The organism is Acidaminococcus hominis (genome assembly GCF_022484025.1).
Taxonomy (GTDB): Bacteria; Bacillota; Negativicutes; order Acidaminococcales; family Acidaminococcaceae; genus Acidaminococcus; species Acidaminococcus hominis.
In genome coordinates, this window is sequence record NZ_JAKVMG010000001.1 from 1,332,698 (window position 1) to 1,350,379 (window position 17,682).

Consider the following 17,682-nt stretch of genomic DNA (forward strand, 5'->3'; position numbering starts at 1 on the left):
GGGCAGCTTCCTTTCCCGGAAAAAGCAGGATTCCCAGCCCCCCCAAAAGGGGACGGGAACCCTGCTTTTGTTCTTCCTTACTGACTCTTTTTTTCTTAAACCCTGTGCCAAAGGCGCTCTTGCCTTCCCTTGGCCTTGTTCCTTAGAAGTCCTCAGTCTCAGCATTTTCCCCAGCCTGGACAGGAACGGCCTGGGTATAATCCACCAGATTGTACCGTTCCATATAGGTCAGGCCCGGATGGAAAGCCTGCTGCCAGGAATTCATGAACTTCGCTGCGTGCTGGGTGCGCATCCAGTTGTTCAGGCTGTAGCGTTCCTTGTACACATAGTAGTGAGGATCCAGCTCCAGCAGATTGCCGTTGGAGTACTGCCGGTAGCCTCGGTCGTTGAACAGGAGATATTTCCAGGCCCCGTCCCGGCCAATGGGGTTACTGTCATCCATCCAGGCAGTCAGCTGGCTCCGAGGATCATTGAGTTTCGTATTGTTCCAGTAGCTGCTGCGGGTGGCCTCGTTGGGCAGAGGCGTGGTGCCATAGACCTCCGTGTCCATCACTCCGTTGCTGAAGTACCCGTGATCCAGGACGTAAAGCTTATCCAAATGGAGCTCACCCTGGGTGGCGGTAATGCTGCCGTTGCGCACCCACAGGTGGTCGAAACGGGCACCCGTGTTGGTACTCAGTTGGCCAATGGTCAGTTTTTCGATAGGTGCATCAGCGCTGGCACCATCGGGCTGGATGGAAAGGAACCCATCCGAACCAACACGCTGGCTTACATTTTCCAGGCCAATATCCGCCCCGGCTACCGCAATCTGGGTGCCGGCCGTCATATGTTTCACATCCATCACTTCAGCTCCGCTGCGGACAAAGACCGCTACCAGGTTGCCATCAATGGTATCCAGGTACAGACTGCCGTCCTTCACTTCCACACCGGCATCCTTCAGAGCATAGAGGAATTGGAGGTCCACATCGTCCGTGCCGTCCTGCCGGATAGTAATGTTGCCCGTGTCCGCAGAAACCAGAGCCTGGTCACCGCCTGCTTCCCGGTGGCTGTCCTTGATATCCCCGGTGCCGGTGGTGGTCATTGCGATATTGCCCTGCTTGGACGTTACGCGAATCTGTTCTGCCGTGCCGTCAGTCGGCCCTGCAAAGAGAATATCTCCGTTGTTGGTGCCAAAGCTGGTGTCCAGCCCGGAAGTCAGGTCCTTGCGCAGGATAATGGAACCGTTCTGGTCGGCCTTCAGTTGGATATTTTCCACTGCCTCAGCGGTGCCGTCCAGGATCAGATTGCCCTGGCTGGTGGTTTCGCCGCTGATGCTGCTGCCGCTCCAGATATCACTCTGGAAGTGGAGATTGCCGTTGTCGCTGCGAGTCTGGAGGTTTTGATCGGCTTTGACGGTGTTCTGGAATTCAATATTGCCGTTGTCCGTCGTGGCTTTTACGTTTCCTTTCAGTGCCTGGGTTGTGCCGGTGACGAGGATGTTGCCCTTCTGGGCCTCCACGCCGCTGTCGCTGGCCGTCAGGGTCGTGTCGCCGTTTTGCGAGGAAATGTCGCTATCGAGGCGGATGGAGCCTTCACTGGCCGCAGCCGTCAGGCTCGTGCCGGCCATAATCTTCTGGCCGGTCTGGCTGATGCTGCCGCTAGTGGCCTGGAGCAGGGTGGCTGCGCCGCTCTGAATATCGCCGGTAAGGTCGATGCTTCCGTTTGTCGTGTCGGCGGTAACATTGATGCCAGCTGTCAGGTCGCCAGTCATCTTGATGGCGCCGTTTTCGGACTGGACGAGGATGTCGTTCGTCTTGGCGATTGCATCGCCGGTGAGGTCAATGCTGCCGCTCTTGGTGTCCACTTGGACGTTGTTCTTGTCGGCGGTCAGGTCGCCTACGACGAGGATATTGCCCTTCGTGCCGGCCTGTACGGTGGTGCCAGTCTGGGACTGGGTATTACCGTAGCGGTTGATGTCGCCGGTGCCAGTGGCAATGGCAGCGGTGGTGCCGGCAGTGATGGTATTAACAGCGCCCTGCTTGCCCACGGTAATGCTGCCGTCTTTGGCGTAGAGGGTGGCTGCCGTACCGCTGTTGATATTGCCATAGACTTCCACCTGGCCCTTGGTCAGGGACTGGAGGTCCGTGGTGGTGCCGCTCTGGACGTTACCGGTCTGAAGGATATCGCCGGTGGTGGTCTGGACGTCGGCGGCAGCGGCTGCCGTGACAAGGCCTTTGTGATTAATATTCCCGGTGACAGTTTGGACGGTGAGGTCGTCGCTGCTCAGGATATCGCCGGTCTGGCTGATGGCACCGCTGTTGGTGGCGATGCGGACGTCGCCGGTTCCGGTGATGGTCTTGTCGCCCAGGTTCCAGGTCTTGACGTCGCCTGTGATAGTAATGTCACCGGTGGTGGTGGTTTCCACGGTGGTGCCGTGGGGCGATTCCACGCTGCCTGTGAGGGTAATGGTGCCATTGTCCGTTGTGACGGAAGCCGTGTTGCTGGCCCGCAGGAGGGTATGCTTCTCCGCTGTGCCGGCCGTGATGGTGCCGTTGTCCGTGTTCAGGTTCAGGAGGTCGCCGGCGGTGACGCTGCCGTCTACCACGATGTTGCCTTCGTCTGTCAGGGACTTGCTATCGTGGGCGTGAATGATGGCGTCGTCTGCCGCGCCAGTGAGATTGCCGGTGAGTTTGATGCTGCCTTCGTTGGCAACGAGGCTGGCGCTCTGTGCGGCTTTGACGTCACCGGTGATGGTAATGTCGCCAGCTTTCTTTGCGTCGCCCGTCTGGTTGGCTGCCACGTAGGCGTTCGTCTGGCTGGAGATAACCGGCGTGTCATCCAGAGTCGCCGTCAGGCTGATGTCGCCGTTATCCGTGAGCACATTAACGTTTTGGGTACTGCCTGCTTCGAGTTTGGTACCTGCTGCCGGTTTGACGGTTTGGAGACTGCCGTGGACATTGATGTCGCCGGTGCCGGTCTGGACAGTCGTACCGAGAACGGATTGCGTCAGGCCGAAGAGGTCGATGGCACCTGTGTTGGTGGAAATGGTAGCCGTGTCGCCGCTGAGGGTGAATTCGTGTTTAGTCCCATCTTTTTCCGCAGCTTGGCCGACGAGGATGTTACCCGTGTTGGTAGTCTTGATTTCGAGGGCCTTGGCTGCACTAGCGTTGCCTTGGAGGTTGATAGCGCCGTTATTGGTGCTGATGCTGGCAGCATCGGTGGCAGAGGTGATGTCGCCTGTGAGGGTGATGTCGCCTTTGAGGTCGTCTGCTGCATCTACCTTGTCAACGTCTTTATCGGAGGCACTGATGGTGGCTGTGCCGCCGTTTGCTGTGAAGTCGCCTGTGAGGTTGACATTTCCTTCTACTGCCTTAAGGGTTGCCAGCTTGCCGGCTGTGACGTCACCGGTAAGGGTGAGGCCGCCGCTGGTGGTGGTCTGGACTACGGAGTCGCCCAGGCTAGAGATGACCGGTGTATCCGTCAAGGTTGCCGTGAGGTCGATGTTACCCGTGCCAGCTTGGACGGTGACGTTCTGGGTAGCACCTTCCGCCAGTTCCGTACCTGCTGCCGGTTTGACAGTCTGGAGGCTGCCGTGGACATTGATGTCACCGGTGCCGGTCTGGACAGTCGTGCCGAGAACGGATTTCGTCAGCCCGTACAGGTCGATGGCGCCTGTGTTGGTGGAAATGGCTGCCGTAGCGCCGCTGAGGGTGTAATCATGCTTAGTTCCATCTTTTTCCGTAGCTTTGCCCACGGTAATGCTGCCGTTGTTCGTGGCCTTGATTTCCAGAGCCTTGGCTGCACTGGCGTTGCCCTGGAGGTTGATAGCGCCGTTGTTGGTGCTGATGCTGGCAGCATCGGTGGTGGAGGTGATGTCACCGGTCAGGGTGATGTCGCCCTTCTGGTCGTCCTCATCATCCACGTCTGTATCGGAGGCGCTGATATTGGCCGCACCGCCGCTAGCCGTCAGCTTGCCCTTGAGGTTAACATTTCCTTCCGTTGCCGAGAGTGTCGCTGCCTTACCGGCTGTGATATCGCCAGTTACGGTAATACCGCCGCTGGTGGTGGTCTGGACTACGGCATCGCCCAGGCTGGAGATGGCCGGTGTGGTGGTGCTGGTAGAATCAAGGGTGATATTGCCCGTGCTCGTCTGGACAGTAACGTTCTGGGTCGTGCCTTTTGCCAGTTCCGTACCTTCTGCCGGAGCGACAGTCTTCAGGCTGCCTTCAATTTTGATATTGCCCAGGGAGTTGGTCTTCACCGTAGTACCCGTTACCGAGGCGGCAGTACCGTAGAGGGTAATATCCCCTTTGTCTGCCGTGGTGTTGCCCGTGGTTTCCAGGGTAACAGTGGACGCCGTGGACGTCAGGGAACTGTCGGTTTCATCGGTGCCCACAGTGATATCGCCGGTCTGGGTCTGGAACAGGACTGCCTGGCCGGTACTCAGGGTGCCGCTATAAATAATATCGCCCGATTGGGTAATGAGCTTCGCTTCGCCGCTGGTTCCGCCCGTAAAGTCGCCGGCGGCGGTGATGGTACCGCTGGTACTGTCAATGTGGATGCCGGTTGTGGGCAGGGTCTCGTTGGCTTCGCCCAGAAGCAGCCGTTTGGCCTTCTTCGGCGTGGTTTCGGTGGCCTCAGTCTTTTCGGTGGTTTTGACCGGTGCATCGCTGGTGACGCTGCCGGTAATGCCGATGCTGCCGCTGGTGGTCCGGACGTTGACAGCCTGACCGGCTTTGATATTGCCGGTTACGGAAATCTTGCCGGTGGTAGTGATCAGGTTCACGTTGCCAGCGCCGGTGGCGTCCAGGTTACCCTTGACGCTAAGGTCACCGCTGGTGCAGGTCTGGAGGGTGGTGCCGGTTACAGACTGGGTGTTGCCGTAGATGGTAATGGGGCCTGCTTCGCTGTTAATGGCGGCTGTGGTGCCGGCGGTAAGGTTGTTTGCCACCAGCGCCGTACCGATGGCGATGGTGCCCTTCTTCGCCTTGAGGCTGGCAGCCGTGCCGCTCTCAATATTTCCGGTAAAGGTCAGATTGCCTTCTGTTTCGCTGGCTACGGTGAGGCTGGTGCCGGCGGTAATGGCGCCCGTCTGGGTGATACCATTCTGGGCGGTGAGGCTGATGGCGCCGCTGGTAGCCGTAACAGCCTTATCGTTGGTGATGCTGGTGGCGGCAGTGATGCTCAGATTCCGGCCTGCCGTCAGGGTGCCCTCTGCGTGGACATTGCCGCTGGCGTTGTTGATGACCATATCCTGGACAGCGTTTCCGTTGCCGGTGACGGTGAGGTTGCTGGTCTGTTTGTCATCGGCGTGGTTGTTGATATTTACGTTGGTACCGGTGGAGCCCTCTGCGAAATTCACCGTCACATTTTTGTTGTTCTTGTTTTCTACGTATACGTCCTTGGTCTTGTCCGTATTGGTAATATTAATCGTATCCAGAGCGTTGATGCGGCTGTCTTCTGCTTCGCCCTGCACATTGCTAGGCATGTTGATACCGGCTGCGGCCACCAGATTCATGGTGTTGGCCAAAATGCCATGGTTGCTGGTCTGGGTAATAACGCCGCTGGAGTTCAAGTTGACACTGCCCGTATTCGCTAAGAGCTTGCCGGCTGCATCGTAGGCACCGGCCTGCAACTCGCCCTGGGCCAGGTTGATGAAGCCTGCGGCCGTCAGGGTAATGTTATCGGCCTTGACGGTGCTGTCGATGGCGTCGACTGCCGCTGTCGTATCGGTGGCCTCTACAGCTTCCTGGCCCAGCTGGATGGAGCCTTTGCTGTCGATGGAAAGGTCGCCGCCGGCAGTTACCTGATTGAGGACCAGCGAACCCGAGCCTATACCAGCCAGGTAGATGCCTTGGCCGTCTGTTGCAGCGCTGGCGTTCAGGACGCCGCCGCTATTGGCGATGCGGAGGCCGTCTGTGCTAAGACCCAGGGCACCGTTGGCCGAGGTCAGGTTGATGTTCTGGCCGTCGATGGTACCCATGTTCTTGCCTTCTTCGGTGGTCATCTGCATGCCCGCATCAGAGGCCAGGGAAATCAGGTTGCCGCCCACGCTTTGAATGGTCAGAACCTGCGCCGCGTTGCCGTCGAGCCCAGTCTGGTGGAGATACAGGTTACCCGACGTCCGGGCATCCAGAGTACCAGAGAGGTTCGTATTCAGGTTCTTTGCGGCACTGCCGATGTCCCCGCTGCCGCCGGTGACGATAAGGTTCTTGGCGGTAATGCCGCCGCTTTCCATGGTGACGCCCTTATCCGCCATCAGCTTCACATCAGCCGTGGTGGAAATATTGCCCGTTACGTTCAGAGCGGAATCCTTGACCCCGGCCAGGTAAATGCTGCCGGCGCCAGTGGTATTGGAGGTATTGGCTTGCAGGGTGACACTGCCTGTGGTCTGGAGGGTCAGGGGGCGCTGCTGGCGTACCGTAACGGTCTGGTCCGCTGCACTCCAGGTCAAATCCCCGGCCTTGGCCTGGGACAAGAGCTGGAGGTTTTCCAGCTTCGTCAGGTCGGCGTAGTTGATAACAACCGGTTCGGCATCGTTGCCGATGTTCTTGGCAGCGTTCAGGGTAATGTTCTTCCCTTGGACGTTGGCCTTAGCTACAGTAAGTACTTCTCCTTTAGGCGCATTTAGGACGCTGCTTTGGAGTGCGTACAAGAGGTCATTCTTGCTCCAGCCGTAGGAATTGCTGCTCTTGATATCCCCCACAGAAATGATGTATTCCTGTTCTTCCCCAGTGAAGCCCGTAATGCCTTGGCTATCAAGGAAGCGCTTCCGGGCTGCGTCGTAGGTATTGTAAGCTTTCTGCAAGGCTTTTTGCTTGTCTTCTTCGGTTGCATACTGATACGCCTTGATGGCCTTGACCGCATCTTCATAGGTGGTCTTGGCTTTTTGCAGGTCCGTATCACTCTTGGCGGCAGTTGCGTACGTATCGGCGGCTGCGTTGTAATCGTCCAAGGTATGTTTCGAAGCAGCTGCCAGCTTGTTGCCCTGCCCTGTAAGAGCATCCAGGCGTTCCTGCTTAGCGGCTTCTGCTGCTTTAGCCTTGCTGTCATCGGTGTCTGCCGTGTTGATAATGCCCATATCCTGCCAGAGCTGGAGCTTGTCGCCGCTGCCGGAGAGTGTACCGCCGCTGGTGGCGTCTTCAAAGCTGCCGGAGGTGGTGAGATTAACATTGCCGTTATGGCTGACGATGGAGCCGATGCGCATGTTGCCATTGGTGTTTTTGAGGGTAATGTCGCCGGCTGCGTCAGCGTTGAGACTGGCCGAAAGGGTATCGGCGCTGAGGGCCTTGGTGGCCGCGTTGGCCGTGGCATTGATGGCGCCCGTGCGGCTGATCAGGTCGATGCGTTTCCCTGTAAGGGTCGTGCCGCTGGCCGAGGTCAGGTTGCCGTCAGCCTGGAGCTTCAGGTTGCCTGCTGCTGTGCTGGTCTTGACGCTGAGATTTCCTTTATCCGAAAGGACGGTGACGTCGCCGCCGGTGCTCTTCACAGACAAGGTGGCATCTGTGCCGAGGGCACTGTGGTTCAGGTTGATATTGCCGGCTGCGCTGGCTGTGAGCGTATCCGTGAAGATGCTGGCGCCGCCATCAGCCGTAATGCCGCCGGTATTGCTATTCAGGGTAACCGTGCCACTGGTGCCGGCAGAGGAAATATTCCCGGCCAGGTTGAGGTTCTTATTGGCCGTAATGGAAATGGTATCCTTGCCGCCGGTAATGAAGCCGGTCTGGATAGGGTTATCGGCTTTGATGGAATAGGTACTGCTGGTGGAGCTGTTTTGTGAGCCGGTCCAGCGATAATGTACCGTGCCGTAGCCGAGGACCTTGCCCCAGAAGCCGTCGTAATCTTTATCCACGCTAACGCCGCTCCACTGGGTGTACGGATCCGTATATACTTTCGTATCCACGGAGTAGGCTTTGTCCGTGGCAGTGTCTACCTTGGTGATGACCTGACCGGCTGCCAGGGCCTGGTCACCAGTCTGGGTTTGTGAGCTGGTCGTCGTCATGCCCTGAGAGACTTCTTTATTCGTAACGAAGTCTTCTGTAGTATTGTACGGAATAAGGCCCCACATAACGAAGTCTTTGTCGTAGCCATAGCCGGTTACTTTTACGTCGCCTGCGGTACCGCCAGTCCACTTCAGGGTCTGGGGTGCCGGGTTGTAGTAGGTGATGCCATTAGAGGTGCTGGTGTTGTTTACTACCTGCTTGCCGGTGATTGGCGTCACGCTGACCTTCACAGAGCCGTTATTTTCCGTAAACTCCGTGAGCATATTGGTATTGGTGTCTTTGATGCTGATGAGACTTTCAATGTCGTTATTTTCGATTTTGTGAAGGGTCAGGTCCTTGGCCACAGCAGTGGTGTCAATGGAGATGTCCGGGGTGCCGTCCATAGCCAGGATGCGGCCGCTGCCGTTGGTGCTGGCCACGGCGCCGGTGATGTAGATCTTGCCGCCGGAGGGAGCCAGGTTTTCGGCCAGGAGTTTGCCTGTGGCCGGGTTGTAGTACAGCTTCACTTCGTATTCCCACTGCTTGGTATCACGGTTGTAGTGGGGTCCGCCCTGGTTGATCAGGTAGTTTTCGTTGCTCATGACCTGGTCGTCTGTGAGGGCCCGTCTGTTCCGCTTCCACTGGCTATCCAGGGTATTGATGCGTTTTTGGTCATCCGCCGTGAGAACGGTCTTGTAGGTGCCGTAGCCGCTCTGGACGAGGCCGTCGACGATGACGTTCTTGCCAGTCAGGTAGATATTGCTGCCTGCATGAACCCCGGCACTTTCATCCGGTTTCCAATTCACAATTTTTGTAATTTCTAGCCCATTAAGTTCCAAATCTTTCGCATGCGTTATAAGCGCACTTCTGTAGCCATCATAGGTAGTCTGGCTGGTAAGCCACGAGACATCCCAGTTATTACTTGCGCCTTTAGACAGGTACTTCTGAATCTTTTGGGCAATGGAGTCGCTGAATTGGTAACGCGTAATCGGGTCGGAGCCTACAACGAGCCAGCCTTCGCTGGTCTGGGTGACGGAGCCCTTATCGGCCACAATGTGGATGTTCTTGCCGGTTACGTTGGCCGAGCCCACAATATAGATATTTTGATTCGAGTTCTGGATGGTCACATCGCCGGAACTGTTGAGGATATCCCCAAACACGCCAATATCCGGGCTGGCATAGCTAGAAGCAGTGCCCGTGCTCTTGATGGTAATGGCCGGTTCTGCCCCTGCGGCTGCGCTGCTGGACAGGCTGCCGGTAAATTCGGACAGGGAGCTTCCTACAAGGCTGTCGTTAAAGGTGAGGCTGCCGCCCTTATCCTTGATGATGACGTCGCCAGTCTTCAGGTAGAGGTCACTGGAGTTGGTAATATTCACGGCGTTGACGCCTTGGGCCTTCAGACTGCCTGTGCCGGTGACCTTATCGGCATCGATGGTGATGTTGCCGCCGGAAACCACTATGTCCGGCAGGTTGATGGCTGCTACATTGATTTCATCCAGGATGGCACCGTTGTTTTTAACGAACCCATTGGTTTCCATCAGGGACTTGAGTTCTTTCATTTCTGCTTCCAATACGTGGTATTCGTTGGAAGTCGGTGCATATTGGCCGATCACATTGGCCAGTTTCCGGTAGCGGTCAATCAGGGTATTGGGCAGGGTTACGCTGGAGGGCTTAACACTGTCTGCAGAGAACCAGTCGCTGCCCTTGGTAACCGTAGAAGTAATACCGCTCCAATCCAGGGCGGCTTTGCCATCTACCTTAGTTGCTTTCGTTTGTCCGGAAATGGTCAGGTCCAGATCCGTATGGATGCCGGCCGTCACAGAACCAGTATCGCCCAGGGACACGTAGTTGTCCGTGGTTTCACTGCTGGTATGGCTGCCCAGGGCCGTAGAGGTGGTGGAGCCTGTACCCGAATCGCCCGTGTAGTTGTTGTATTCCCGGGCGCTTTCGGAGACTGTGGTCAGCCCCTGTCCGGCTTTCAGATTGGTATGGCGGACAGAGCGGACGTCGCCGTTGATGAGTACCTGGTTGGCCTGGGTCATGGTGTTTTCCAGGCTGGGACTGCTCACCAGAGGCAGAGCGGTCTTGTTATAAGCATCAGCCAGGGCGGTGTAATTGAGCACGGACCGCAGACCGTTCTGGTCGGCGCCGGCGTAGAGATTGACGTCGTTCATGCTTTCCACCAGGCCGCCGGTGAGGCTGATGGTGTTGGACCGGTGGAAATTATTGATGGCTTCCGCAGAAGCGGCCCCTACAACCCCGCCCTGGGTGTCGGCCACGGTCTGGAAGGCACCATTGGTGGTATCCGTGGCGGCCAGGGTAATGTTCTGGTCCGCTTTGCCCGTCTTCAGGGTAGCGTTGGTGGCGCTTATGCTGTTGGCGTAGGTCACGTCATTCTTGCTGTAGGCTGAGGTAGCAGCCACCACCCCGGCGCTCTTCAGATTGTTGGTATATTTCATATCGCCGGTGGTTTCGGCCAGGGCCGTCAGGGTGCCCTTATCGCCGGTACCGGTGAGAGTCGTTCCTTCGTTCAGATTGACCTGAGCCGTGTAGTTCAGGGTATTTTCCATGGAGTTGGCGTTCACGGAAGCGCCGCCGTAGCCGCTGCCCTTGAGGTTCACGTCGTGGTCCACGGTATTGACGGCCGTGTAGTTCTGGGCCCCTGTGGTAGTAACGGTGCCGGCCACGTTGGTTTTGGCCGTATGGCTGACCTTGGTGGTCATTTTCGTGCCGCTGGCGCCGATGACAGCAGCGGACAGGGAGTCGGCTGTGGCATCTACGTCATCGCTGTTGGTAGCCGAGGCCGTCAGGGAACCGGCCTGCCAGGAGCCGTTCACGTTGGTCTGGGTATTGGTGGTAAAGGTCGTATCCGCTTCGGCTGCTGTTGGGCTGATTTCCACCAGCCCGCCGCCGGCACCGCTGGCATTATTAGCCAGGTTGCCATAGCCGCTGCTGCGGAGAGTGACGCTGCCCAGGCTGCTGCCGTCAGCTGTACCGGAGGCACTGACGTTGGTGGTCAGGCTGCCGGTCATTTGAGAGATATTTTCACCGCTGGCAATGGTGCCCACCGTGACGCCTTTGGCGTCGGCGTCAAGCGCCGACGAGTTCGTGCCAGAAATAGCCAGGGTATCTGCCTTGTAGCTGCTCTTGCCAACGCTGACCATAACGGCCGTGTTCTGGGACGCATCAGCCACGTTGGCTTGGAAGGATCCGCCCAGGGCTGCGGAGAGACCCACGGCGTTTGCCTTGGCATTGGCCTGGGCGGTATCGTCAGTGCCAGTTTGCTGGCCTGCGGCAGCGCCTAAGGTGACGTTTTTGCCACTGAAGGTGGAGCCGTCGCCTACGCTGAGGCTGACTTCTCCCCCGGCTTTGGCCGTGGCGAGGGAGGCACCAACGGCACCCAGCAGAGCGCCGCTTAAAGCCTCTGCATCGGCAGTAACGTTGGGCGCACCTTTAGCCAGGATAGAAATGCTGTCGCCGCCAAGCTTATTGGCGCCTGTCAGGGTAATCGCGCTATTTCCCTTATCTTCTGCATAAGCGACAATGCCCTGAAGAGCCCCTGCCCCAAGGGCCCCGCCAAGGGTGCTGGCGGAAATCCCATTGGCCTTATTGGCTGTCACACTGGTGGCGCCGGTGCTGGCAATCGTAGAGGCCTGGTTGATGGTAACCTTGGTGCTGCTGTCGTTTTCTGCGTTGGTAATCAGGGCACCGCCGGCGGCGCCAAGGGAGACCGTGAGGCCGACAACATCGCTGGTGGTCTTGCCGGTGTCTTCAGCGAGGATGGTCGCCCCGTAGGCTTCACCAGTTTCTTCGTTAATGGCCCCGCCTACGCCGCCTAAGAGGCTGCTGTCCGAAAGGGTGACGTTGGTGGCACCGCTGGATTTGCTTTGGGCAAAGGCTGCGTTCACGCTGAGACCGCCGGACAGGGCTGCCTGGTAGGCTTTAACGGCGGTTGTGCCGTGCTGTTTGGCCTGGACGGTCAGGTCCTTGGCAGAGGAAAGGACACTCTTGCCGGAAATGGTGACACCTGCGTCTTTCTTGGCATCCAGAGTGGCCACCGTCACGTTGGCGCCGCTGACCCCGGCCACAGTTGCAGCAGCAGCGGTAAGCGTGGCATCGGTTTGCCGGTCTGCGCTGATGGTGAGAGCGTCACTGGTGGTGATGGTACTGTTATCGACGAGTGTCTGCGTGCCTGCAGCAGGCGTTGTCACGCCGGTTTTGGCGCTGACGCCGGAGTTATTGCTGACAGTGACTCCCGCATCGCTGCTGATGAGGTTCGAGCCGCTCGTGAGATTATTATTTTGGGAACCGATGGCGTTATTGGCGTTTGCGAGGATGCTCTTGGTATCCACTTTGCCGCTCTTATCAGCATCGCTGCCGTAGGAATCGGCTACCTGGGTGCCAATGGTGGTGACCATGACATTGGTATTGAGACCGAAGCCGCCTAAGGTGGCACCTGCCATAGTCTGGTCCACGTCCAGTTCTTCCCGGGAGGTGACAGCGGCAGTCTTGGCGTTGACGGTGCTATTGGTAACCTTAGCCAGGGTCCCTGTGTCGACGGTGTTGATACCCACGCCGACCCCGATGGCTGCTGCACCGGCGCTGGAGGTGGCAGCGCCGAAGTTCGTCGTCACCTTATTATGGGCGTCGACGCTGACGTCCGGCGTAATAGTACCGGCCTTGCCGATGGTGCTGTTATTGACTTCGGCTGTGGTCGTGCTATTGATGTTATTGACGCCAATGGTCGCACCGGCGGCACCAACGGAAGCGGCTGTACCGATGACGTACGTATCCACGTCGGTGGTGCTGTCGGCGTTGACGCTGGTGGCGGTACTGCTCAGGCTGGTGCTGTTGTCGACGAGGGCCGACGTAGTGAAGTCATCGTTGACGATGCCGATGCCGGCGCCGATAGCGACACCGACAGGAGCGCCAGAAGCTGCAGCGGAAGCACTGTAGAGGGTCGTATGATGATCATGCAGGGCTGTTACATTTAGCTTGTCATTGGTGCTGGTAATGTTTTTGACGACGGCCTGGGTCGTGCCGTTTAATTTCGTAACAGCTACAGTGGCTGCTGCCGAAGCAGCGGCTGTGCCGCCACCGGAGATGGAGAGACCGTCGGCGTTGGTGACGACGCTGGACTTCTGGTCGGCAGTGACGTCGATATTTCGGCCGTTGACGGTCTTATTCTGGAGGCTGTCCGGATTAGACACATTGCCGGAGAGTTCGGCCTGGGTCGTGCGGCTGAAGGCCAGCGTATCGGACGCACCGGCTACGCCGGCACCACCCGTAGCGCCAACCCCTATGCTCAGGGAGCCTACGTGGCTTTCGCTGTTCGTGCGGTCGATGGCCTTGACGGTGACGTCATCGTTTGCGTCAGCCGTGCGGGTTTCATTGATGGTGGTATTGGTTACGACAGCTTTCGTGCTGCCGCCCAGCTTATTCAGCGTAACTGTGCCGGCTGCGCCAACGGACACGCTGCCCGATGCGGCGATACCACCGGTAACGGCGACGCTCTCTAAATCATGCTGGCCATAGGCGGCGGTGACAATGCCCTTGCGTGCATCAGTGATGACCTGCTCGTCTTTCGTCACCGATGTCTGGACGCCGGTATCGTCCATGGTCTGCGTGAGAGCTATGCTCTCATCATTTTTGCCAGCCGCTTGGAGGGTGCTGCCTGTTACTGTGGCGGCTGTATTGCCTGTGATTTCGTTGCTGCTGACGCTGACGCCGATACCGGCGCCGCCTTTAAATGCGCTGACACCGAGGGCACCGGCGTAGTTGCCCAGCTTTTCCCGGCCATTGGCCAGGACGCCGATGTTGCCGGTACTTGTCAGGGTACTGTCCGCAACGCTAGCCTGCACATCATTGCCGATCTGGTTGACGGCCACGTTGCCGGCGATGCCAACGTTACCGGCTGCGGCTGCGCCGATACCGGCGGAGGTGATATCATTGTTGCCCGTGGCCTGCACCAGGGTATCCGTATCGGTAATCTGGCTGCCGCCCGTAATGGCAGCTGTCGTAGCCTGCTTGATGCGGTTGACGCTGACCCCGGCCCCGCCGGCGAAGGTACCACTGCCGGCTGCGGCGACGGCAACGGTATTGATGGTACTCTTGCTGTCGGCTGTAACGGAGACGTCGCTTGTTGTGCCTCCCTCTGCAGCCTGGATGGTCGAGTTCTTTACTTCTGCCGTAATGTCCTTGTTGACCAATGCGGTAGCTGCGCCGCCTTGGATGGCCACTTTGCCGGCACCGCCCACGCCCACACCGATGGTGGTCAGCTTGGAGGTGTCAGCCGCATGGAGAGATGCCTTTCCTGCATCGGTGGTCGTAAGGGCAGCGTTTACCATAGCGGCACGGGTCTTCTGCCCGGCTTCGCCTGTACCGGCGCCGCCCACATCGTTATAGGCTACAGCGCCGCCCAGGGCGACTTTCCCTGCTATATCTACGTTGCCCACCACGGCCAGCCGGGTATCGCTGCTGGTGGCTTCGACGTTGGTATCGGCAATGTTCGTGAGAGTCGTCTTTTCCTTAGTGACGGTCTTGCCGTCTGCATCTTCAGCTTCACCGATGACGGCTTCTGTATCGCTGCCGCCGTGGTTGATGGCTGCCGTACCGCTGAGGCCGGCGCTCTTGCTGGCTGCTACCGTAGCTCCGATGGCATAGAGCTTGCTTGTATTGGCAGCGGTAACGTCCAGGTCCACGCCCGTTTCCGTCAGGTTCGTCACCGAACCGCCGGCCAGGTAGGCCTGAATCTGGTTGGAGAGCTTGTTGTAGGCCACCGCTGCGCCGATGCCGGCTTTGCCTCCATAGGCCACGGAACCGGCCACGTTCACTTCTTTGGCACTGCTGTCCGCCGTAACGGCCAGCTTATCTGTAGTAATGGTGGAGTCGCTGACCTGGGCCAGAATATCGTTGTTCTGGGTCTGCCAGGTTACACTGGCGGCACCGCCAAAGCTCTGGGAACCGGCGGCAATGCCGGCTGCCACGTCGACGCCTAAGCTGTCCGCTTCGGAGGCCGTGGTAATAGAGCCAGCTTGGATGGTGGCGTTATCGATGCGGGCCGAGAAGTCGATGTCCCGGTCAGCCACGTTGACGGCAGCACCGGCGGCATTGCCGTTGGAGCCGGCAATAATCAGGGCTGCGCCCACGCTGAGGCTGCCAGTATCGTCCATATCGACGGTCTGACCGGCTGTGTCGAGGCCATTTCCTTCTTCGTCTGTATCTTTATAGTAGGAAGAACCGTCCGTGTCCAGGCCGGCGTCTTCCGCAAACTGCTGATGCTTGGAGTAATCCCCCAGTTTTTCCTGGTAGGGCTTTGCTTCCTCGGAGCCGCTGGTGGTATCGTGTGCTTTCACCGCAACGTTCCCTGCGGCGGTAAGGTTTACGCCGGTAATGGCCGCATCCGCCTTGTTGGTCAGGCCGTTGTAGACGAAGGCACCGGTAAAGGCCCCGTTGGAGCTGCCATCGGTCTGGTCGCCGCCAACGGCAACCCCGGCAGAAACGGCCCCCGTAATCTGTTTGGTGGCCAGAAGGCTTTCCACCTTGGCAGTGTTCACATTGGTATAGGTACCGCCTTTAATGCCGGCGTTGATATTATTGTTGATATTGGCAACGGCAACGCTGCCGCCCACGGTCTTGCCGCCGCCTTTGGTAAGGTCGGCATTGACGCCGCCGGTAATCTGGAGGTCGCTTTCGTAGGCTGTGACATCGAGGTCTGCCTTGTCAGAAGCAGACCCGGTGACAGTATTGTCTTCTGCCAGTGCGGTGACATCCTTGTCGATGAGGTTCACCGAAACGGAAGCGCCGCCGGCGAAATTAGTGCCGGTATCCTTGATGACCGACAGGCCCAGTCCAGCTGCTGCGGCAGTACCGCCGCTAAGGGCCTCAATATCCATCGCTTTGACCCCTGTCAGGGTACTGTTCTTAATGGCGGCCGTCAGGTTGTTATCAATCCTGTTGACAGCAGCCGCACCGCTGACGGCGACTTTTTTCTTGGAGCTGTTGCCCTTGCTCAGGGAGAGGGCTGCACCGCCGCTCCAGGCCCCGACGAAAGCGGTATCCCGGGCACCCACCTGGACGTCGCCGTCGTTGTTGAGTTGGAGGTTAGCCCCGTCGATCAGGGCTTCGGTGGTATTCGTTTCCAGGTTGACGGAAACGCTGCCGGCTCCGGAAAGGCTGAGGGACGACTTCTTGCTGCCGCTGGTACCTGTCTGGCCGGTCGCCGCCGTGCCCGTAAGGGGCGAGGCTTCCGCCGTCGGGGTCGTGCTTTCGCCTTCTGCGCTGCCAGAAGCTCCGGCTGTACCTCCCTGGTTTTCACCGGCGCTTTCCAAGGCATCCGTCAGGTCTTCGCTGACCCCAGAAATACTGTCTAAGCTTTCGCCGATTGCATCGGGAATGGCGCTGGAAAGGGCACCGGTGTTTCCCCCGGTGTTGTCAATGGCATTGGTGGGCTGGGTGGTCGAGCTTTCGCTGGAGGTAGCCCCGCCGGCTACCGTAATGGTATTGATAAGGCCAGTGGTTTCGGCGCTGACGTTGAGAGCTGCGGCGCTGATGGAACCGGCCGTAGCGGGAGCCGCTGCTGCCGTATCCAGATCCTCGATGGCTGCCCGGTTGGTCACGTCAATGTTGTTCACGGCGACGGACATGCCCACGGCGGCGCTTCCCGTGCTGGAGGCCAGGGCGAGAATGGCATTATTCACGTTGGTATTGTTGTGGCCGGCCAGAGAAATGGTGCCGGTGCTGCCGCCACTGTCCTTTAAGGCCGTAAGCTTGGCATCCTTGTCCACCAGGACCTGGTTGTTGCTGTCGCTGTCCGTAACAGAGACCATACCGCTCAGGCTGTTGCTGGCAGCTTTCTTGCCGGCGGAAAGCGTAATGCCCGCATGGAAAACGTCAGAGTCGCTGGTGAGGTTCAGGTCCCCGCCCGTGAGTTCCGCCCCTTGCTCAACCCTGACCAAAGCGCTGGAATCAAAGTTTTGGTAATTGAAGCTGCCGCCCACGCCGGTTCCCGTTTTCTTGGCAGCCGTGCCCGTGGCGGCACCTGCACCTGCTGCTGCGCTGCCCAGGTCAGTACCTGTTGCACCGCCGCTAGTTCCAGTGTCAGAAGCAGACGTAGAGGCATTGAGTTTACCATTGATATTTACATCTTCAATTTTTTCTACAGCCTTCAGATTCAGGTTGTCAGCCGCCGTAAGCACCGCATTTTGGCCCACGGTGACGCTGCTGGCAAAGTCAATATTGGACAGGGTAATGGCGCCGGCCAGGGTACGCTGGGTATCCTGGTCCCCCAGGGACTGGGCCGAAGCCGATACGTTGGCGTAGTTCGTGGGTTCCTTAAAGGCGGCAGCACTGTCGACGGCTTCCGAGGCGCTGGTAAACAGGCCCTTCACATCGTCTGCCACATCCGAGCCAGCCGTCTTCACTGCGGTCAGCAGGTCGGCAGACTTAGCCAGTACGTCCGCCGCAGAGCTGGAAAGGTCAGCCAGCTTCTGCCAGGTGCTTTCCTCGTTGATGCCTTCGGCAGTGACGTTGGCTGCTGCACTGTCAAACTCATCTTGGTAAGCCGTTAAAGAGCTTTGCAGATCTTCTGCCGCAGTCTTTACGGCCGTAGATTCCGCAGAAAGGGTTGCCGGGAGTTTTGTCAGGGCAAATTTCAGCTTGGCAAGGCTGTCTTCCAGGTCCGCTTTCATCCGGTTGATGCGGTTATATTCCATTTCGGCGC

The 17,682-nt window shown here is 58.4% G+C and carries 1 protein-coding gene; it reads right to left on the reverse strand.

Going from position 1 to position 17,682, the window contains the following annotated elements; all coding sequences use genetic code 11:
* Positions 1 to 142 precede the first annotated feature (142 nt).
* Complete coding sequence (locus LKE88_RS05915; RefSeq protein WP_276803037.1) at positions 143 to 17,674, reverse strand: beta strand repeat-containing protein; 17,532 nt, start codon at positions 17,672 to 17,674, stop codon at positions 143 to 145.
* Positions 17,675 to 17,682: the final 8 nt, after the last annotated feature.

Bases quoted from the DNA above. Each gene is read 5' to 3' on its own strand.
- LKE88_RS05915 (WP_276803037.1), bottom strand. From the start codon at position 17,674: ATGGAATATAACCGCATCAACCGGATGAAAGCGGACCTGGAAGACAGC.